General features: G+C 62.5%; 16 protein-coding genes. 5 read left to right on the forward strand and 11 right to left on the reverse strand.

The features are described 5' to 3' along the window. Positions 1-27: 27 nt before the first annotated feature. From H3T93_RS03740 to mraZ, 4 genes are read right to left on the reverse strand one after another with little or no spacing between them, the layout of a single operon-like run. Positions 28-1,809 carry a peptidoglycan D,D-transpeptidase FtsI family protein gene (locus H3T93_RS03740; RefSeq protein WP_110425044.1) on the reverse strand — a complete coding sequence of 594 codons (1,782 nt, stop codon included), beginning with the start codon at positions 1,807-1,809 and terminating at the stop codon, positions 28-30. Then, positions 1,806-2,291 carry a hypothetical protein gene (locus H3T93_RS03745; protein ID WP_232348607.1) on the reverse strand — a complete coding sequence of 162 codons (486 nt, stop codon included), beginning with the start codon at positions 2,289-2,291 and terminating at the stop codon, positions 1,806-1,808. Before H3T93_RS03745 ends, H3T93_RS03740 begins: the two co-directional genes overlap by 4 nt. Positions 2,292-2,293: 2 nt before the next feature. After that, positions 2,294-3,385 carry a 16S rRNA (cytosine(1402)-N(4))-methyltransferase RsmH gene (rsmH, locus tag H3T93_RS03750; RefSeq protein ID WP_411674988.1) on the reverse strand — a complete coding sequence of 364 codons (1,092 nt, stop codon included), beginning with the start codon at positions 3,383-3,385 and terminating at the stop codon, positions 2,294-2,296. 11 nt (positions 3,386-3,396) lie between these two features. Beyond that, the gene (gene mraZ / locus H3T93_RS03755) at positions 3,397-3,879 is read right to left on the reverse strand and encodes a division/cell wall cluster transcriptional repressor MraZ (RefSeq protein WP_046322681.1); all 483 of its coding nucleotides are present in this window, start codon (positions 3,877-3,879) and stop codon (positions 3,397-3,399) included. Positions 3,880-4,156: 277 nt separating this feature from the next. Between mraZ and H3T93_RS03760 the strand changes: the two genes are divergently transcribed. Next, on the forward strand, positions 4,157-6,391 hold the full coding sequence (locus tag H3T93_RS03760; protein ID WP_144176806.1) for a HelD family protein: 2,235 nt from the start codon (positions 4,157-4,159) through the stop codon (positions 6,389-6,391). A gap of 148 nt (positions 6,392-6,539) precedes the next feature. On the opposite strand, the gene nrdR is transcribed toward H3T93_RS03760, so the two are convergent. Further along, complete coding sequence (gene nrdR, locus H3T93_RS03765; protein ID WP_046322678.1) at positions 6,540-7,022, reverse strand: transcriptional regulator NrdR; 483 nt, start codon at positions 7,020-7,022, stop codon at positions 6,540-6,542. A 770-nt stretch (positions 7,023-7,792) separates the two neighbouring features. Between nrdR and lexA the strand changes: the two genes are divergently transcribed. Beyond that, positions 7,793-8,575 (forward strand): transcriptional repressor LexA, encoded by a 783-nt coding sequence (lexA, locus tag H3T93_RS03775; protein ID WP_411674993.1) that lies wholly within the window; start codon positions 7,793-7,795, stop codon positions 8,573-8,575. A gap of 3 nt (positions 8,576-8,578) precedes the next feature. Here lexA and H3T93_RS03780 read toward each other — a convergent pair whose 3' ends face one another. From H3T93_RS03780 to hflX, 3 genes are all read right to left on the reverse strand, one after another. Continuing rightward, positions 8,579-9,508 carry a cation diffusion facilitator family transporter gene (locus tag H3T93_RS03780; RefSeq protein WP_144176803.1) on the reverse strand — a complete coding sequence of 310 codons (930 nt, stop codon included), beginning with the start codon at positions 9,506-9,508 and terminating at the stop codon, positions 8,579-8,581. A 71-nt stretch (positions 9,509-9,579) separates the two neighbouring features. After that, positions 9,580-10,542: an L-lactate dehydrogenase gene (locus H3T93_RS03785; RefSeq protein WP_046322674.1), complete on the reverse strand. Its 963-nt coding sequence runs from the start codon at positions 10,540-10,542 to the stop codon at positions 9,580-9,582. Positions 10,543-10,639: 97 nt separating this feature from the next. Beyond that, entirely contained in the window at positions 10,640-12,103 is a 1,464-nt protein-coding gene (gene hflX / locus H3T93_RS03790) for a GTPase HflX (RefSeq protein WP_144177555.1), read from the reverse strand. A gap of 225 nt (positions 12,104-12,328) precedes the next feature. Between hflX and H3T93_RS03795 the strand changes: the two genes are divergently transcribed. The 3 genes from H3T93_RS03795 to H3T93_RS03805 are packed head-to-tail and all read left to right on the forward strand — an operon-like array spanning position 12,329 to position 17,963. After that, positions 12,329-12,991 (forward strand): class I SAM-dependent methyltransferase, encoded by a 663-nt coding sequence (locus H3T93_RS03795; protein WP_046323699.1) that lies wholly within the window; start codon positions 12,329-12,331, stop codon positions 12,989-12,991. Next, positions 12,988-17,079 carry an ATP-dependent RNA helicase HrpA gene (hrpA, locus tag H3T93_RS03800; RefSeq protein WP_144176802.1) on the forward strand — a complete coding sequence of 1,364 codons (4,092 nt, stop codon included), beginning with the start codon at positions 12,988-12,990 and terminating at the stop codon, positions 17,077-17,079. Before H3T93_RS03795 ends, hrpA begins: the two co-directional genes overlap by 4 nt. Continuing rightward, positions 17,076-17,963 carry a hemagglutinin gene (locus H3T93_RS03805; protein ID WP_144176801.1) on the forward strand — a complete coding sequence of 296 codons (888 nt, stop codon included), beginning with the start codon at positions 17,076-17,078 and terminating at the stop codon, positions 17,961-17,963. Before hrpA ends, H3T93_RS03805 begins: the two co-directional genes overlap by 4 nt. A gap of 9 nt (positions 17,964-17,972) precedes the next feature. On the opposite strand, the gene glnA is transcribed toward H3T93_RS03805, so the two are convergent. Genes glnA through hisH form a run of 3 tightly spaced genes read right to left on the reverse strand, consistent with a single transcriptional unit; the run spans position 17,973 to position 20,863 of the window. Beyond that, positions 17,973-19,310, reverse strand: coding sequence for a type I glutamate--ammonia ligase (gene glnA / locus H3T93_RS03810; protein WP_110425037.1), 1,338 nt, complete (start codon positions 19,308-19,310; stop codon positions 17,973-17,975). Positions 19,311-19,356: 46 nt separating this feature from the next. Next, positions 19,357-20,088, reverse strand: coding sequence for a bifunctional 1-(5-phosphoribosyl)-5-((5-phosphoribosylamino)methylideneamino)imidazole-4-carboxamide isomerase/phosphoribosylanthranilate isomerase PriA (gene priA, locus H3T93_RS03815; RefSeq protein ID WP_144176800.1), 732 nt, complete (start codon positions 20,086-20,088; stop codon positions 19,357-19,359). Between the two features lies 1 nt (position 20,089). Continuing rightward, positions 20,090-20,863, reverse strand: coding sequence for an imidazole glycerol phosphate synthase subunit HisH (gene hisH / locus H3T93_RS03820; protein WP_144176799.1), 774 nt, complete (start codon positions 20,861-20,863; stop codon positions 20,090-20,092). Positions 20,864-20,870: the final 7 nt, after the last annotated feature.

Genomic DNA, 20,870 nt, shown 5'->3' on the forward strand with positions numbered 1-20,870 from the left:
CCGGGAACGCCATGATGCCTGCCGGTATCACCATGTTACCGGGATAGCATCGGTCCTTGGCTGCGACGCGGGGACCTGGTATTTCTGCATAAGGAATTCACCGATCTGGGCAAAGATGGGTCCGGCGGTCATACTGCCGAAAACCCCATCGCTGCTTTGAGGGTTCTTCAGCGCCACAGTGACCACAAAATGGGGGTCGTCGGCGGGCAGGATCCCCACCCAGTCGCTGATGATGCCGCCCAGGTGACCCGAGCTGTCAGCCACCTCGGCGGTTCCGGTCTTGGAAGCCACTCGATAGCCTTCCACCTTGGCCGTGTTCTCGTACTTCTCGGCCACCGATTCCATGCCGTTCATGACCGCAGCCGCAACCTTCTCATCCACGACCCTGACTTGATTGGCTTTGACCGCGCCCTGCCCTCGGATGATGGTCTGGTCGGACCGGACCCCCTTGTTGGCCAGGGTGGCGACGGCATTGGTCAACTGAACGGCGTTGGTGGCATAGCCTTGGCCGAACAGAACCGTGTTACGGGTGCGGCGGTCCCAGGTCTGAGGCGTGGTCAGCAGGCCCTTGGACTCCCCTGGCAGGCCCAGGGCCGAGGCCTGGCCGATGCCGAAACGGGTCAGATAGTCGTAACGCTTCTGATCAGAGTAGCGATCCGCGGCCATGATCATGCCCACGTTAGAGGAGTTCTGCAGAATGCCGGCAAGAGTCCAGTGCTCAGCGGGATGGTAGAAGGCGTCCTTGTACTGCTGGTTGTCCACGGTGATGTGGTCGGGCACGGTGAAGCGGTCGCTCATGGAGTGGACCTGCTCCTGAAGCATGCCTGCAGCAGAGATGGTCTTGCCTATGGAGCCGGGCTCGAAGGTCTCCGCGACCGCCCTGGAGGAGTTGACCTTGGCCTGGTCGCTACCCGCCTGGTAATCGTCGGTGTCGGCCAGGGCCACGATCTCGTTGGTGCGGGTGTCCTGAACCACCGCCAGGCCCCAGTCCGCATGGTAGCGCTGGCAACCTGACTTGAGGGCCTGACGGACGTACCAGAGCACGTCCTGATCAATGGTCAGGGTCACGTCCTTGCCGTTGACCGGATTGCGCTGACGGGTCACGGTTCCCGGGATCTCCTGGCCCAGCAGTCCCTGCTGATAGACCGTATAGCCGTCAGTGCCGGTCAGCCGCCGATTTTCCATCTGCTCAATCCCGGCCACGCCCTTGCCGCTGTCATCGATGCCCCCGATCAGGGCCCCCATCAGATCGGCATGCGGATAGGTACGTTCACTGCTCAGCTCGGCCGTGATGATCCCCTGCAACCCGAGCTTGTCAATAGCGCGCTTGGCCTCGGGAGTCACCCGCTTGGCCAGGACCACATATCTTCCAGGGACGCTGAGCTTGCCACCCAGCTCCATGGCGTTCATCCCCAGGGCCGGCGCCAGGAGGCGGGCCACGCCGGCAGCACCGTCGGCGCCCACTGGATGACCCTTGATACTGTGGCAGTCGCTGCCTGTGCGCTTGGTGCAGTTGATAGGTATGAAGGAAGCCGCAGCCTCGGGGTCACCAATGATGTTGTAACGCTCCAGGCTCTGGGCCAGCACCCGGCCATTGACATCCAGAATGCGGCCGCGCTGGGCCTTGATGGTGTGCGGCACGGTGCGACTTGCCGCAGCGGCCTGGGCTATGGACCTTCCATCGAAGAGCTGGATGTAGGCCAGCTTGCCCAGGGCCAACGCAGCTACCACGATCAGGATCAGGCCTACAGACAACGAACGCTTGCAGAAGGAGATGTGCCAAGAACCCTTGGTTCCCTTGCGGCTCATGGTTGCCCCGCCTTGCCCTGGGCGTTCTGAGGGGGCTTGTAGCCCTGCAGATCGATGGAGTTCAGACCTTGCTGGGGCTGCATGCCCAACTCCTGGGCCTTGTCCGGCAGGGAGGCCTGGAGCTGGTCGAGCTTGTTCTGGTCATCCTGGACATCCTGGTTGAGATTACTGATCTGATGCTGGACCCGGGTGGCCTCGAAAGAGTCCTGGACCATCTGGGTGCGCAACATCAGGGAACCGAACATGCAGGCTGCCAGAAAAACAACCGAGGTCATGATGCGCAGCAGAGGATTGCCGCGGGTTCGCGTCCAGCCGATCAGACGCCGGGCTCCCTCAGCCACTGGACCTCGTTCCGGCTGGCGCGCCTTGCCTGCCTTGCCTGTGCCCTTGATCAGACTGAGCTCAGGCCTGGTGGGCATCTCTTGGATGCGGGGATGCCCTTTGTCCGGGGATGCCTTGGAACGGACTGAACGTGCTGGCATGCTCATGACCGGCGCCTCGATTCCGAACCGTGGCCAACATTGCAGTGGCGACCATTTGAAACCTCACCACGTGCCTCGGCCTGAAGCCGACGACGACGCTCCTCGGGAATGGATCCGATCATCTCCACGGCCCGCAGGCGCACTGAGGCGGACCGGGGGTTGCGTTCCCGCTCGGCAGGATCGGCCTTGATGGCCCCATGAGTCAGATCTAACAGATAGGGGCGGGCCTGATCGGGCACCACCGGCATGCCTGCCGGCAGGTCCACATGCAGCCCGGGCGCCATGAAGCGCTTGACCATGCGGTCCTCCAGGGAGTGATAGGACTCCACGACCAAACGACCTCCCTGAGCCAGTCGCAGAATGGCCTGGGGCAGGGTGCGCCTCAGACGGTCCAGTTCTCCATTGACCTCGATGCGCAGCGCCTGGAAAACCCTCTTGGCCGGATTGCCCGGGGGACGGTGGCCACGCGGCACGACCCTGTCGACCAGACGGTCAAGCTGCGCCGAGGTGGTCAGTGGCTGTTCCTGCCTGGCCTCGATGATGGCCCGTGCGATGCGTCTTGCATAGCGCTCCTCCCCATACCGGGAGAAAATGTCGGCCAAGTGTTCCTGGTCATACTCGGCCAGAACCTGCGCGGCCGTCAGCTCCTGGCTGGTATCCATGCGCATGTCCAGCGGAGCGTCCTGCCGGTAGGTGAATCCCCTGTCGCGCCGGTCAATCTGCAGGGAGGAGAGTCCCAGATCCATGAAGACCAAATCCACCTGGCCTACTCCCAGCGCATCCAGCTGCTGGTCCAGCTGGTCAAAGGGGGCGTGCACCGGCGTGAAGCGATCGGCAAGACCCTCGTCGCACATCCGGCCAGTGGCTAGACCCAGGGCCTGACGATCCCTGTCAATGCCTATAAGACGGGCCTCAGGGCAGGATCTGAGGAAGGCGGTGGCATGACCAGCCAAACCCAGCGTGCAATCCACAGCCACCGCCCCCGGGTGCTCCAAGGCAGGCCGGGCCAGTGCAAGGCAACGCTCCAGCAGAACGGGACGGTGGACCATGCCCCTGTCCACAGCTTCCTGGTCGGGTGGATTGCGATTTTCCATGAGGGTCTCCATCAGCAATCCACCGCCGGAAGAACATCGTCGGCGATATCGGCGTAGCCCTGCTCCTTGCTCTCCAAGTAGGCAGTCCAGGAATCCTGATCCCAGATCTCAGCACGGGTGCCCACACCAATGACCACAACAGGGCCGGTCAGCCGTGCATAGGATCGAAGCATGGGCGGGACCAGGATGCGGCCCTGCTTGTCAGGGACCTGGTCGACGGCGCCGGACAGAAATACACGCAGGTAGTCTCTGGCCGACTTGTCGCCCATGGAGGTGTGTTGGATGCGCACGGCCATCCGCTGAAATTCCTCAGGGGGCAACAGAGTGACGCAGCGTTCCTGGCCGCGGGCCATAACCAGGCCCTGACCTAGCTGAGCGCGGAACTTGGCCGGCAGAGCCAGGCGGCCCTTGGAATCCATCTTGGGCGAGTAGGTGCCCAGAAGCATGGGGGGCAGGGAAGGCGAGGCGGCATCTGCGTCGTATGTATCGGCCATGCCCCACCTCCAATGCCAGTTTGGTAACCAAGAGACGGCCCCATCGGGTAGCGTCCCCTACGCAATGCTCCCCACTTTACCCCACTTATCCCCATTGCTCACCACTATGGCACCACCTCAGGCCCAAACCCAACCATTTGCCTCGCCAAAGGGTCCGCCTCGGCGTTTCGCCACCCGGCAAAGACGATGCGACCAAGGGTCTGCCGGGCCGAAAAAGTAGAGGTCGAGCGGTATATTGGATCATCCGATTTTTGAACATTCCACAGAACGGACGCACATGTCGAGCTATTCCTCACAGCTGCATGAAGAGCAGGCGGCGGTGGACAGGGCCTACGGCCGTCTGGACGAGCTGCGGACGCAGGCCAGGACCAGACTGGACGCGGTTCGGGCCGCCGGCTCCCACGGATCCCCTACCCAGCGCACCGAGCGGGATTCCTTTGCCAACATGTATGAGGACCGGCTCACCCAGCTGCGGGCCGTGGAGGACCGTCTGGTCTTCGGCAGACTGGATACTGACCAGGGCAGCCGGCGATATATCGGACGGCTGGGCCTTCTGGACAGCAACCACGAGCCCATCCTGACCGACTGGCGGGCCGAGGCCGCACGCCCCTTCTACGAGGCCACACCGGCGGACCACGGTGACATCGTTATGCGTCGGCACATCACCCTCAACTTCCGCCAGGTCACCGGCATCGAAGATGAAGTCCTGGACTTGTCGGCCCCCGAGGTAGACAAGGCAGCCCAGGGCGGTACGCTTGCCGGCGAGGGTGCGCTGATGGCCTCCCTGTCCAGCCGCCGGACCGGGCAGATGACCGACATCGTAGCCACCATCCAGGCTGAACAGGACCGGATCATCCGCTCCCCCATGACCCGCCCGCTGGTGGTCCAGGGAGGACCCGGCACCGGCAAGACGGCCGTGGCCCTGCACCGGGCAGCCTATCTGCTCTACACCCATAGGCGCAGACTGGAAAGTTCAGGCGTACTGATTGTCGGGCCCAGCAACGCCTTCCTGCACTACATCGACCAGGTCCTGCCCTCCCTGGGCGAGACCGGAGTGCTCAGCCGTACCTTGGGCGACCTCATCCCCGGCATCAGCACCGAACGGCAGGAGGATCCGCACGTGGCCCGGCTCAAGGGAGACATCCGCATGGCCGAGGCCGTAGCCAACGCCGTCGCCTCTCGGGAGCGGGTGCCTGCCTCCCTGCCCACGGTCAAGGTGGATGGGGTTGCCGTACCCATGCTTGCAGTTGACCTGGAGCAAGCTCTGATCGATGCCCGACGCAGCCACCAGCCCCACAACAAGGCCAGAAACACCTTTGTGCGCTCGGCCCTGAACGCCATGACCACCCGTTATGCCGAAGGAGTGGACTACGAGCCCGGAGCCGAGGAACTCGCCCGGGTCACCTCATTGCTGCGGCTGAACGACCAGGTGCGGAGGACCCTCAATCTGGCCTGGCTACCTATGAACCCACGCTGGCTGGTCAACGACCTCTGGTCCAGGCCGGATCGTCTGCGCCGGTTCGCCCCCTGGCTGACCCCGGAACAGATTGACCTGCTGACCCGCCAGGATGGTGCCGAATTGACCGTATCCGACATCCCCATCCTGGATGAGGCCATGGAACTGCTGGGCCCCGACCCACGCCAAGCGGATCGTGATCAGGCCGAAAAGGCCCGTCGTGAAGAGGAACGCCGGTTTGCCAGCGACACCTTGGCCCAGAACGGCATCGGCACAGGCATCGTGACCTCGCAGATGCTGCTAGATTCCATCAACGGCCAGGAAGATAACCAGGCAGCCACTCAGGCGGCCGCCGACCGTGAATGGGTCTACGGACACATCGTGGTTGACGAAGCCCAGGAGCTAACGGCCATGGACTGGAGGATGCTGGTCCGGCGCTGCCCCTCCCGGTCCTTTACCATCGTAGGAGATGTGGCCCAGACGGCGGCCCTTGGCGGCACACGGTCCTGGGCCTCCACCATGGACGCGCTTTTCGGACCGGACGGATGGGACCTGAGGCAGCTGACCATCGACTATCGCAACCCTCGTCAGGTATCCAACCTGGCCTCCTCCTTCGCAGCCTCCGAGGGTCTCGAGGTTTCAACGCTCAAGGCAGTCCGCGAGGTTGAAGGATCGGTCAGCCACCTGCGAGCTGACGATCAGGCCAACCTGCTGGACCAGCTGCCTGCTCTGGTGGGCGAACTGACGGAACGCCATCTGGGCAAAGACGGTACCGGACGCCTGGCGATCATCGTTCCCAACGCTCTGGAAGCGGAGGTCAGCTCACGGCTGCATATTGATAAGGCTCAGGAGCACCAAATCACGGTCACGACCACCGGCCACACCAAAGGGCTGGAATTCGATGCCGTGGTTCTGGTTGAGCCTGGAGCCATCCAGGATGAAGCCCCTTCCAGGCTGAGCGCAGCGGCCGACCTTTATGTGGCCATGACGCGACCTACTCAGGAGTTGGTCATCGCCCAGACTTCTGAGGATCAGAGGCTGCTGGATCTGGGATGATGTACCTGGGTGCCAGGCCTGCATCATGCCTGGCACCTCCGTTTATTCCCCGTCACAGTTCAATCCCGTTGCACGCCGACAGAGGCAGCTAGCCTGCTGCAATGTGGACCTGTTCCGGTCACAATGGCCGGTGGCAAAATTGTTAATTTCAGGACTGCACAGTAGGAGATTGGCTTTCAGCAGACTGATCTTCAGCGCGCAGGGTGTCAATGGCCTGCTGGAAGTCCTCCAGGTTGCTGAAGTTGCGGTAAACCGAAGCAAAGCGCAGATAAGCCACCTCGTCCAGCTCCCTGAGGGGCTTCAGGATGGCCCTGCCGACCTCTTCCGAATCGACCTGAGCCAGGCCGCGTGAACGCAGATCCTCTTCAACCTGCTGGCCTAGGAGCTTCAGGTCATTCTCATCGATGGGCCTGCCCTGACAGGCCTTCCTCACGCCAGAGATGACCTTGTCGCGGTTGAAGGGCTCAGCATTGCCTGAGCGTTTCATGACCAGGAGAATTGAGGTCTCCACTGTGGTGAACCGACGCGAGCATTGCGGACACTCACGGCGACGCCTGATGGCATGGCCGTCGTCGCTGATTCGCGTATCCACAACCTTGGTATCGGGATTCTGGCAGAAAGGGCAGTGCATATGCAATATCATAGCGCCTAAGGACCGCAAGACCCACGTATACCGGGCCTATCAGCATACAACCCTGGACATACTCCTCGAATTCAGCTAGTGCATTCATCCATGCGAAAAGTCATTGAAGTCACGTCATTTATTTCCTGGATCGAAAAACACTGCCTCAATCGTCACTGGGAATCAGAATTCGGTCACCAACACGCAGATTGGGCGAGGACATATTGTTGATCTGCATGATACGGTCTACGTTTTTTGTGACATCCTCACCTTGCGGAGTGATCGAAGTCGCAAAGGACCAGACATTATCACCCGGTCGAACCGTTCTGGTGACAACCTCCTGCGGTCCTGGAGCGGAGCTGGCTGATCGAGCCATCCATCCGACCCCAGCAAGGATCAGAGCGCCGAAAGCCAGGGAAACCGCGAATCTACGCACAATGATGCCTATAAAACCTTGCTCGGACACACAGACTTTTGCAGCTCTAAGAAGACGAGCCATGACGGACGAGAACACAGATCTTACATACGCCCGGCAGACCGAGAACAAGTTCGACGGCGCAGACATGCTGGAACTGGCACAGGTACGAATAACCATGGCACACCACTTTCGAACATTTGTTCTATCGAACAGATGTTCTCATTCTGGCACCGCGACAGTCATTTGGCAAGGCTGATTCGAACATTTGTTTGATTTTTCACTCCAAGCGGGTTAGACTGAGTTCAGTTTCCTAGGAAAGGAGCCCATCGTGAGTACCATCCCTTTTGTCGGATCCACGCCCATGGGCTCTCTCAACCAATCCACTGCGTCTAAGAGCACCGACTCTCAGAAAACAGCCGAAACTTCAGCCATGAACACAACGAAAGAAAAAGCAGCCAGCGCCGAGAGCCTGAAGCATGGGTCCAGGCCCAAGCTGACCGATCGCCAGGCCAGGGTGTTGGAAGCTATCAAGCGGCACCTGTCAGAGCGTGGATTCCTGCCCTCCTATAGGGAAATCGGCAAAGACGCAGGACTACGCAGCACTTCTTCCGTCAAGCATCAGCTTCAGGTCTTGCAGGATCTGGGCTACATTCGCCTGACTGCCAACAAGGGACGTGCCATAGAGCTGGTCCAGGACCAGCCTGAGCCGATTGCAGGAACCGCCAGGATCGTACCCTTCCCTGACACACAGACCGACGAGGCCATCATGCAATCGCGCGACGTGCCCCTGGTCGGCAGAATCGCCGCCGGTCAGCCCATTCTGGCCGAGCAGCATGTGGATGATGTCATGCGTCTTCCCGAACGTCTGACGGGATCGGGCGAACTCTTCATGCTTGAGGTCCACGGGGATTCCATGGTCGATGCCGCCATCTGCGACGGAGATTTTGTGGTCGTCCGCCGCCAGCAGGAGGCTGAAAACGGAGACATCGTCGCAGCCCTGCTGGACGATGGGGCCACGGTAAAGACCTTCCGCCGCGAGGACGGTCACGTTTGGCTGATCCCCCATAACCCGGCCTACTCCCCCATTGACGGCACCCACGCCGTCATCATGGGCAAGGTGGTCACCGTCCTGCGCAAAGTCTGAAGGCTACATGTCCAAATGCTCGCCGCTGCTGTCCCGGTGCCCCTGCTGTTCTATCTGAAAGGTAGTGTGCTCGACCGAGACTGGGAAATGATTACGCAGGCAGCGTTGCATGCTGGTCAGAATACGTTCGTTTTCGACAGGCGAGGTGCCCTGACGCACAATCACGTGTGCTGTCAGCTGCGGCAAGCCGGTGGAGACACTGTTGGCATGCAGGTCATGAACCTCAAGTACGCCGGGTACACCCTCTAGGTGCTTCCTGACCTTGGCCATGTCAAGATCCGCTGGGGTCTCCTCAAGAAGTACAGAGACGCTGCTGGCCAGCAATTTAATCGCGCGGGGAATCATCAGCAGAGCAATTACGCCTCCCGCTACAGCATCGAATCCAGCCCAGCCGGTGACCATCATGACCACGGCTGATATCAGGACCGCCACCGAGCCCAATGCATCGTTGACCACTTCGAGAAAAGCGGCACGCATGTTCAGGTTGTCCTTATGGCCGGAGGCCAGGACCAGGATGGACCCCACATTGGCAGCCAGACCCAAGATGCCGAAGAAGAGCAGGAGCCCCCGTTGCTGGACCTGGTCCCGCCCGGGTGACAAGAGCCGCAAGACGGCCTCTACAATGGCGTAAATTCCCACAGCCAGCAGAACCAAAGCCCCACCAGCCGCCGTGATGACCTCCAGACGGGACCAGCCCCAGGTCCGCCGATTTGTGGGGCGGCGTTCCATCAACACAGCGGTGACAGTGGATGCGATCAGCACAGCCATGTCGGTCATCATGTGCCCAGCGTCGACCAGCAAGGCCAGGCTGCGGGTGACCAAGGCGCCGACGACTTCAGCTACGAAGACCGATCCAGTCAGAGCCAAGGTCGTCAGCAACTGTCGACGATGGGCGGATCCGCCACCCTGAACAACACCTTCATGAGCGCTCATGCATACCCCGTTTCATCAATCACCAAGGTATGCCACCAGGCACTGCGAGGCAAGAGTTTCCTGTGAAATACTCAGAAACCGAACTTGCTTGCCGTCTCCTTGAGGGTCTCGGCGGAACGCTTCAGAGCGGCCAGCTCGCCGTCGCTCAGCGGGGTGTTGATGTGGGTGTTGACCCCTTCGCGGTTGAGCACGCTGGGCACCGACATGCACACGTCCGATATGCCGTGGAAGTCTTCCAGCAGGGAGCTGACCGGCAGGATCCGGTCGGTGCCGTTCAAGATGGACTCGATGATGTCCACGCCGGACATGGCGATGGCGAAGTTGGTCGCCCCCTTGCCCTCGATGATCTGGTAGGCAGCGTTCTTCACCTCCTGGTGGATCTCCTCGCGCTTGGCCGCATCCAAAGGCTCATGGCCGGGCAGTTCCATCCAGTCGCACATGGGCACGCCGCCGATGGTTGCCGAGCTCCAGAGCGGGACCTCGGAGTCGCCGTGCTCGCCAGCGATGTAAGCATGGACGTTCTTGACATTGACCCCGGTCTGCTGACCGATCAGGTAGCGCAGGCGGGCGGAGTCCAGGTTGGTGCCCGAACCGAACATCTGGTTGACAGGCAGTCCGGATAGCTCCAGCGAAACCCTGGTGACAATGTCGACGGGGTTGGTGATCAGCAGGAAGATGGCATTGGGAGCCACCTCGACCATCTGAGGGATGATGGACTTCATCATATTGATGGTGGCGCCTGCCAGGTCCAGCCGCGTCTGCCCCGGCTTCTGCCTGGCTCCGGCCGTGATGACCACCATGTCGGCATCGGCGCAGATCTGCGGATCGTCCGAGCCGTCGATGGTGACCGTGGGGTAGAAGCTGGATCCGTGCTGCATGTCGCGAACCTCGGCCTCAACACGCTGGGCGTTGATATCCTCAAGAACGATCTCTCGAGCCACGCCACGCTGGGCCGCCGAAAAGGCCAGAGTCGACCCCACGGCTCCAGCTCCCACGATCGCTAGCTTGGTTGGCTTGATTGATGATTCCGCCATATTTTATGGACCTCTCTTATCGGAACCCGAGAAACGGGTTTGCCGCTGACAACATACGTAGTCTACCCAGCATAGGTGACCTGGTTCGCTTCTTCCCTTAAGAGTTCAGCCCGGTCGATGGCGTGTCACCCGCTGGAGCCTGCAAGGGCTTCTGATCAATCGCCTGGTCAAGCACGGCAGCCGCCAGCCGGTCATCCACGTCAGCGCTCAGCGCAACCCCATCGGCCCGGTATTCCAATGAATCCACCCGTCCCAACTGCCGTACCTGCTCCAGCAGGGAGCCGCTGGTATAGGGCAGGATGGCCTGGACATGCACAGCAGGGGCGGGCAACAACTCCTCCACCCGCCTGCGCAGAGCTTCCAGACCCTGACCCTGCCTGGCCGAGACCAGGAAGGCCTCCGGCTCAAGATTGGCAAGCCGCTGTCGGGCATCCTGGTCAATCAGATCTACCTTGTTGAAGACCAGCAGGCGGGGAATGGACTCGGCGCCGGGGATATCTGCCAGCACGGCGTCCACAGCTTTGATCTGGCCGAAGGGATCTGGGTGGGAGCCGTCCACGACGTGCAGAATCAAATCGGACTGCCCCACCTCCTCCAGCGTGGATTTGAAGGCCTCGACCAGCTGGGTGGGCAGGCGGCGGACGAACCCAACGGTGTCCACATAGACGTAGAGCCGGCCGTCTGCCGCCTTGGTGCGCCTGACGGCCGTATCCAGAGTGGCGAAGAGGGCGTTCTCCACCAGTTCCTCGGAACCGGTCAGCCGGTTGGTTAGCGAGGATTTGCCGGCATTGGTGTACCCCACCACAGCCACAGCCGGCAGCTGGTAGCGCCGCCGGGATCCGCGCTTGACCTGACGAGAGGGGGCCATCTGGGCGATCTGGCGCTTCAGCCGGGAAATCCGCCGTCTGATGACACGCCGGTCTGTTTCGATCTTCGTCTCGCCTGGGCCGCGCGAGCCTATGCCGCCGGCCTGCCCGGCAGCCTGGCCACCAGCCTGGCGGGAGAGGGATCCACCCCAGCCACGCAGCCTGGGCAACATATACTCCAATTGAGCCAGCTCCACCTGGGCCTTGCCCTCGCGGCTTGTTGCATGCTGGGCAAAGATGTCCAGAATCAGGGCCGTCCTGTCGACCACCTTGACCTTGGTGACATCCTCAAGGGCACGTCGCTGGGAGGGATGAAGGTCGTCATCGGTAATGATGGTGTCGGCGCTCAACCGGGCCACAATATCTGCCAGCTCCCGCGCCTTGCCCGAACCCAGGTAGGTGGCCGGATCCGGCTTGACCCGCTGCTGAAGCAGTCCGTCAAGCACCTCGGCCCCGGCAGTCCTCGCCAGGGCAGCCAGCTCGCGCAGGGACTCCTCGGCCTGACCGACCGTGGTCCGCGAACCCGACCAGACGCCGACCAGGACCACCCGCTCCAGACGGACCTTGCGGTATTCCACCTCGGTCACGTCCTGGAGCTCACCCAGCCCCTCGACATGGCGGAAGGCATTGCGCCGACTGCGCTCCTCCCACTCCTGATCCTGGTCCTGCCCGGCCTGCCCTTCACTGCCGGTCAGTACCTCGGATTTGTGAGAGAGCGGGTCCTGATTGGCATCGTCAACTGCTGAACCATGCTCTTGGGTCGGTTTTTCTTGGGTCAAAGGCACCTCTGCGTTGATCTATGGACTAGGGAACGAATCCGGTATAGGCGGAATCATGACACAGTCTTTATTATCATCTTCTTAGCAGACATCAGCGGGTGCCCGAGGGACGGGCAGACTTCAAAGACGGATGGGATGGACATGACGCACAGGGACCATGGCAGCAGCCGGGGGCAATCCTCCAGGACCGAGACGGACGGAGGCGAACAGTACTTCGTGGCCCGTCCGGCCTCCCCCGACCAGCGGCGGACCATCAAGGTGGACTTGGCCGACCGCACCTGCCAGGTGGAGGTCTCTCACGGGGTCTTCTCGTCGGGCAGGCTCGATCTGGGCACTTCGGTCTTGCTCAAACGCGTCCCTCAGCCACCGACAGAGGGCGACTTTCTGGACCTGGGCTGCGGATGGGGGCCCATCGCCCTGAGCATGGCCATGCAGTCGCCCAAGGCCAACGTCTACGCTGTGGACACCAACCTACGGGCCCTGGATCTGACTGCCCGCAACGCCCGATCCCAGGACCTTGACAAGGTGCGCACCCTGACCCCGGAGCAGGTGCCGGACGATTTGCGCTTCGATCTGATCTGGTCCAACCCGCCCATCCGAGTGGGCAAGACGGTCCTGCACGACCTGCTGATGACCTACCTGCCCAGACTGAAGCCCCAGGGCCGGGCCTATCTGGTGGTTCAACGCAATCTTGGTGCCGACTCCCTGATCCCCTGGCTGGCCGACGCCCTGGGCCCCGGTTGGACGGCCGAGAAGTATGCCTCAGCCAAGGGCTACAGGATCATCGAGGTGGGCCGGGCATGAGGTTCGAGTATCCTGCTGAGCTGCCCATCAGCGCGGCCAAGGAGGACATCGTCCATGCCGTGCAGTCCTCTCAGGTGGTCATCGTCTCGGGTCAGACCGGCTCGGGCAAGACCACTCAGATCCCCAAGATCCTCCTGGAGATGGGTCGCGGCGACCACGGCCGCCAAATCGTGCACACCCAGCCCAGGAGGATCGCCGCCAGAACCGTGGCTGAGCGCATTGCCTCGGAGACGGGCACCAGGCTGGGCGACCAGATCGGCTACCAGGTGCGTTTCACCGACAAGTCCAGCCGCAGCACCCGCCTGCGAGTGGTCACCGACGGCATCCTCCTTGCGCAGATCCAGGGCGATCCCCAGCTGCGGGCCTACGACACCATCATCATCGACGAGGCCCACGAGCGCAGCCTGAACATCGACTTTCTGCTGGGGTATCTGACCGCCCTGCTGCCCAAACGGCCCGACCTGAAACTGATCATCACCTCGGCCACCATCGATTCGGTCAAGTTCCGCGATCACTTCGCCAAGGCCTTGCACACTAAGGTGCCCGTACTCGAGGTCTCGGGGCGCACCTATCCGGTCCAGACCCTCTATGAGCCCGCCGGATCGGCTCCGGCCCTGATGCGACACGTCCCCGGGTTCGACTCCGAGGATGGCCAGGACAGGGAGGATCCGGACATTCCCAAGGCGGTGGCCCGGGCCTGCGCCGAGCTGGTCATTCACTCCACCCACACGGACGGCCCCAGGGACATCCTGGTGTTCGCCGCCGGCGAGCGCGACATCCGCGAGTACGAAACCGCACTGCGGCGCCATTTCGGCCCGCGGACCTCCGACATGCGCCGCCCGGACGCTTTGGAGATTATCCCGCTCTTCGCCCGCCTGTCGGCCAAGGAGCAGCACCGGGTCTTCGAACGCCACGGCCATCAGCGCATCGTCATTGCCACCAACGTGGCCGAAACCTCCCTGACGGTGCCGGGCATCCGATACGTGGTGGACCCTGGACTGGCCAGGATCAGCCGATACTCCAAGTCGGCCAAGGTCCAGCGGCTGCCCATAGAGCCCATCTCCCAGGCCTCGGCTGATCAGCGTGCGGGCCGTTGCGGACGTGTGGCCGACGGCATTGCCATCCGCCTCTATGCCAAGGATGACTATGACACCCGCCCCAAGTTCACCGACCCGGAGATCCTGCGCACCTCCCTGGGTTCGGTCATCCTGCACATGCTCTCGGTAGGCGTGGCCCATACGGCCGAGGATGTCACCGACTTCGGCTTCATCGATCCACCCGACACGCGGGCAGTCAGTGATGGTCTGCGTGAACTGACCGAGCTGCAGGCCATCTCCCGCCAGCAAGGCCTTATCCGGCTGACCAAGCTGGGACGACAGCTGGCCAGGATCCCCATCGACATCCGTCTAGGCAGAATGATCCTACAGGCCGGCCAGGATGCCACCCCGGACACCCTGGCCGCCGTTCTGGTGGTCGTAGCCTTCCTCTCCCTGCAGGACCCTCGCGAACGCCCGGAGGAGAAGCGTGAGGAGGCCGACCGGATTCATGCCCGCTACGAGGACCCCTCCAGCGATTTCCTGACGGCACTGAACATCTGGAACCGCTTCTTCCCACAGGACAAGGAGCCCTCCAACGGAGCTCTGCGCAAGGCCTGCAAGCAGGAGTACATGGCCTTCCTGCGCATGCGGCAGTGGCATGACCTTTACCAGCAGCTGGCCCAGATGTGCCGGGGTCTGCATATGAAGGTAGGCTCCCCCGTCCCCGTCAAAGCACCGGATCAGGCCCTGCTGGCCCTGCCTATTGGGCAGCAGGCAGCCCATGCCCTGGTCTGCTCCTGGGACGACCAGGGCATCCACCGATCCATGCTGGCCGGTCTGCTCTCCAGCATGGGCATGCAGGTGGTCCACGAGCCCAAGGCTTCCGATTTCGCTGGCCTGCATGGCGCAGCACGGGCCAAGGCCATGAAACGGGCGCGCCGGCAAGCCAAGAACGACTATCAAGGGGCGCGCGGCACGCATTTTGCCATCTTCCCCGGTTCTGCCCTGGCCAAGGCCAATCCGCCTTGGATCATGGCTGCCGAGTTGGTGGAGACATCACGGCTCTGGGCACGTTGCTGTGCGGCCATCGATCCGGCCTGGGCCGAACCGCTGGCCAAGTCCCTGACCAGGACCACCTACGCCGAACCCCACTGGTCGGCCTCCCGTGGCGCCGCAGTGGCCACTTCCAAGGTCCTGCTCTACGGCCTGCCCATCGTGCGCGACAGGACGGTCCAATGGGCCCGGATCAACCCCGGCCAAGCCCGGGACATGTTGATACGCCAGGGCTTGGTCCAGGGCGAAGTGCGCGAGCGCTTCCCGCATGACGGCTTCATCAAGGCCAACCGGCAGGTGCTCAGCGAGGCCGGCGAGCAGACCAGCCGGACTCGCCAGGTAACCGGCACTGTCACCGAGGAGGACCTTTACGATTTCTACCAGGAGCGCATTCCCCAGGAGGCCACATCACTGGCCGCACTGGGCTCTTGGTGGCGGAAGCATCACGATGCGGACCCGCACCTGTTGGACTTCGATCCTGACAAAGTGGAGCGTCTGAACGACCAGTCCGCCTCCTACCGACCCGGGGACTACCCCGACCATTGGCACACCTTGGGCATCGACGGTCGGCCCATGGATCTGCCCCTGACCTATCGCTATCAGCCGGGAGAACCGGATGACGGCATCACAGTTCACATCCCCTTGCACTGCCTGAACCAGCTGATACCCGGACAATTCACCTGGACAGTGCCAGGCCTTCTGGACGATCTGATCACAGCCACCATCAAGTCCCTGCCCAAGGCCCTGCGAGTCCAGTTCGTTCCCGCACCAGACGCCGCCCGGACCATCCGCGCCTGGATAGACGGTCACTATCCCCTGCTGCCCGGCACCGACCCTGCGTCGGCAGAACAGGCCACCTACGGGTCGGCAGAGCAGTCTGTACCCAGGGATGAAAACGGTGCCGGAGCCATCCCCGCCGGGGGCTGGCCGGACTTCGAGCAGGCCTTCACCGCCGCTGCCATAGACACGATCGGAGCCCAGCTGCATCCGGAGGTCTTCACCCAAGCCAGGCTGGAACGACTGCCCGACTACCTGCGGCCCACCTTCCAGGTGGAGGATGATCGGCGCCAGGGCCACAGCCGCGGCCGCAAGAGCCAAGGCCGCCCCAAGGTCCTGGGCCGGTCCAAGTCCTTGACCGATCTGCAGCGTGACCTGGCCGGACAGGCCCGGCAGTCGGCCCGGTCCCGGGTGGACTCCCAGGCCAGCAAGGCCGCCCGTCAGGGTCAGGTGGTCAAAAGCGCCGATCTGCTCCACAAGTCCGGCGCCACGACCAAACCGCGCGAGGAACTGATCTGGCAGGCCGCCCTTGACAAGCTCCACCTGCCTGCACAGCGGATCTCCTCGCGCTGGCTGAGCCGGGAGGCCCTGATGCTGGCATCGGCCCCCTATCCCGACACCTCCGCCCTGGCCGAGGACTTGCAGATGGCCGCCGTCAAGCGCCTGATCCCCCACACCGAGGCCATCACCAACGACCAGACCCTGCAGGAGGCTGTGACCGGCGTCAGCCAGGTCTACGAGGACACTGTCTACCAGGTGGCCAAGGATGTGGTCGCCATTTTGGAGACCTCGGCCCAGGTGGACAAGGCCGTGTCTGGCCCGGCCGATCTTCCCCTACTCTCTGTCCTGCAGTGGATACGCCAGCATTCGGCGGATCTGGTAGCCAAGGGCTTCATCGGTGCCGATCCGCCCTATGCCATCCCCCGCCTGCGCACGTATCTGAAGGCGGATCTGATGCGCTTGGACAAGGCTCGCAGGGACAAGGACCGTGACGTACGATGGGCATGGCAGGCGCAGACCGCCCAGGATCTGGTGGACCAGGCGGCCAAGGCGGCCCAGGCTCTGCCCGCCGGTCCCGGACGAGACCAGGCCATGGACCGTGCGCGAAGGGGACGTTGGATGATGGAGGAGTACTTCGTCTCCATCTGGGCCCAGGAGCTGGGGACGGCCATCCCTGTCAGCCTGCAACGAATCAGGAAGGCGCTGGAAGAAAAACCATGAGCAAAAGGCCATCGGGACGAAAACGAAGGGGCGGCACCAAACGCGGGCGAATGACCCTCCGCCGCGCGCAGACCGTGGGGACCACCCTGATGGCCATAGTCCTGGTGGTCGCCCTGTGCATCCTGGCCGTCCGCTTCGTCTCCTACCGGCTGATGGTCGGCCGCGCCATCCGCCACCAGGAGCAGCTCTCCCAGGAGTACGTCTTCAATCCGGGCAGAATCATCACCGATCACCGCTTCCATGACACCGTGGAAATGAATGTCGATGATGTCCAGGCCTTTTTGGACCAGAAGGGGGCATCCTGCAACGGATCCACCTGCCTGCGCAGCCTGCATATGGATGTCCCCAACCGCCCCAGCGACGGTCTATGTGATGCCTACAAGGGCGGCAAGGGGCAGAGCGCGGCTCAGATCATCGACGGGTCCGCCCGCTCCTGTGGGATCAGTCAGAAGGTCCTTCTGACCATGCTGCAAAAAGAGCAGCATCTGGTGGCCACCGACCAGCCCGCCACCCAGGTCCAGCTCAAGTCGGCCATGGGCCTTTCCTGCCCTGATGATGCACACTGTGACGCCAGCTATGCCGGATTCTTCAACCAGGTCTACGGAGCCGCCCATCGATTCCGCTACTACCAGGCTCATCGGGACCATTACGCCTACCAGACCAAGGCCCTGAACGATGTGCGCTTCAGCCCCGATGCCTCCTGTGGCAGCGGCAAGGTCTACATCGAGAACGATGCCACTGCCCTGCTCTACATCTACACGCCCTACCAGCCCAATGAGGCAGCGCTACGGGCAGGCGACGGCGAGGGCGACCGCTGCTCGAGCTATGGCAACCGTAACTTCGTCATCATCTACAACAGCTGGTTCGGCCGATCTGACCAGTAAGCCCCGGGTTCAAAGCTTGGGCAGGTAGTAGGCCAGCTCGTAGGGGGTGACCTGCCGGCTGTATCCGGCCCACTCCCGGTGCTTGTTGCGCAGGAAGTACTCGAAGGTCTGCTCGCCCAGCACCTGGGCCACGAAATCCGACTTCTCCATGACCTTGAGCGCCGCGTCCAGGCTGTCAGGCAGGGGCTCGATGCCCATGGCCTGCCGCTCGGCGTCGGTCAGCTCCCAGACGTCATCGCTGGTAGGCTCGCCCAGGGTCATCTTCTGCTCGATCCCGTCCAGTCCGGCAGCCAGCAGCACCGAGTAGGCCAGGTAGGGGTTGGCCCCCGGATCCAGCCCGCGGAACTCCATTCTGGCCGAGTTTCCCTTGCCGGGCTTGTACTGCGGGATGCGCAGGAGGGCAGACCGGTTGTTGTGACCCCAGCAAACGTAGCTGGGCGCCTCAGCCCCGCCCCAGAGACGCTTGTAGGAGTTGACATACTGGTCGGTCACAGCGCAGATCTCGGCCGCATGTGCCAGAATGCCGGCGGCGAACTGCCGGGCCGTCTGGGACATGTTGAACTCCTGACCCACCTCATAGAAGGCGTTGGTGTCCCCCTCGAACAGGCTCAGATGGGTGTGCATGCCCGATCCTGGCTTATCGGTGAAGGGCTTGGGCATGAAGCTGGCGTAGATTCCCCGCTCCAGGGAGATCTCCTTGACCACGGTCCGGAAGGTCATGATGTTGTCGGAGGTGGTCAGGGCGTCGGCATAGCGCAGGTCGATCTCGTTCTGCCCCGGTCCGGCCTCGTGATGGGAGTATTCCACCGAGATGCCCATCTGCTCCAGCATATTGACGCAGGCCCGACGGAAGTCCATCCCCGGGCTACGGGGCACGTGGTCGAAGTAGCCGCCCTCGTCAATGGGGGTCGGGACCTGGGACCAATCATCCTGGTTCTCAAACAGGTAGAACTCGATTTCCGGATGGGTATAGAAGATGAAGCCCTTCTCCTTGGCCTTGGCCAGGGCCCGCTTGAGCACGTGTCGGGGATCCCCGCTGCTGGGCTCGCCGTCCGGGGTGAGCACATCGCAGAAGATTCGCGCCGTGCCCTGTGGCCCGCCCCTCCAGGGAAGTATCTGGAAGGTGGACGGATCTGGCTTGACGATCATGTCGTCCTCGGAGACCCTGGTCATGCCCTCGATGGCCGAGCCGTCGAAGCCCAGCCCCTCCTCGAAGGCCACCTCCAGCTCGGTGGGCGCTATGGCCACCGACTTCAGGGTGCCCAATACGTCAGTGAACCAGAGACGAATGAACCGGACATCGCGCTCCTCGACAGTGCGCAGCGCGAACTCCTCTTGCTTATCCATAGAGCTTATGCTCCCATTCCTATATTTCGCAGACTTGCTTATAGCGTTAACAATGACCCGAGACCAGGTTCAGCGCCTGTTCCAGGGTGAAGGCCCCCTCATAAAGGGACTTGCCCAGGATAGCGCTGTCCACGCCCCGATCGGTCAGGTCCAGAATCCTGCTCAGGTCATCCAGGCTGGATATGCCCCCAGAGGCGGTCACCTTGGCCGGAGTCCGGTCAGCCACTTGACCCAGCAAATCCAGGTTGGGGCCGGTCATCATCCCGTCACGGGTCACATCGGTGACCACGTATCGGCTGCACCCGTCCCGGTCCAGTCGCTCCATGGCATCAAAAAGGTCCCCGCCCTGTCTGGTCCAACCCCGGGCGGCCAGGGTGTGTCCGCGTACGTCCAGACCCACACAAACCCTTTCGCCGTAGCGACCCAGGACCTGGCTGGTCCACTCCGGATCCTCCAGAGCCGCCGTGCCGATGTTGACCCGGGTGGCACCTGCGTCCAGGGCAGCCTCCAGGCTTGCATCGTCGCGGATGCCGCCGCTGAGCTCCACCTTGACACGATCCCCCAGTTCGTTGACCAGGGCAGCCAGCTTGTCACGGTTGTCTCCGGTGCCGAAGGCCGCATCCAAGTCGACCAGGTGGAGCCACTCGGCACCTTGGTCGACCCAAGTCTTGGCTGCATCGGCAGGCTCACCGTAGACCTTCTCGGAGCCGGAGATCCCTTGCCTTAGGCGAACCGCCTTTCCGTCGCGGACATCGACAGCCGGTAAAAGCGTGAGCATCTCATTCACCTTTCTCGCAGGAGAGTCCGGAAGCCCCGGAAAGGGTCCGTACCCAATTGGTCAGCAACCGTGCTCCGGCCTGGCCGGACTTTTCAGGATGGAACTGAGTGGCGCTCAAGGGTCCGCATTCGTAGGCCGCCACGAACCTGCTGCGTCCATAGGTGGCCCAGGTAACCAGCGGTTCACCGAAAGAAGCACCCTGTGAAATCTTGTCAGACACTGACTGAGCTGACCTTGGCTGGCTGTTACTCGTCCGATTCAATGCTGACACTCGTAGGGACAAATCGGGCTGGGCCCCAACGGATCGGTCATCCCCCTTCGCCGCCATGGCGGCATAGGAGTGGACGAAGTAGAAGCGTTGATCCTGGACCCCTGCCAAGAGTCTTGTTCCCTGAGGCGCCTGGACATGATCCCAGCCCATATGGGGCACTACATCAGCGTCCAGTTTCGTCACACGACCAGGTATCAAGCCCAGACCGGGCTCGCTGCGGCCGTCCTCGTCCCCGGACTGGAACATGACCTGAAGGCCTATGCAGACCCCAAGAACCGGCAGCCCCTGGGCCAGTCGATCCAGGATGATGCGGTCGCCGCCGACAGCCCGTAACCCCGCCATGCAGGCCCCGTAGGCCCCCACTCCGGGAATGACCAGCCCGTCGGCCTTCATGGCCAGGTCCGGGTCGGCGCTGATTTGCGCATCAACCCCCAGCTGGGAGAGGGCATGCACCATGGATCTGACATTGCCGAACCCATAGTCAAGCACCTGTATCCTGGTCATGTTCCTC

Origin of the sequence: Bifidobacterium sp. M0404 (assembly GCF_016101415.1) — a bacterium.
Classification (GTDB): domain Bacteria; phylum Actinomycetota; class Actinomycetes; order Actinomycetales; family Bifidobacteriaceae; genus Bombiscardovia; species Bombiscardovia polysaccharolytica.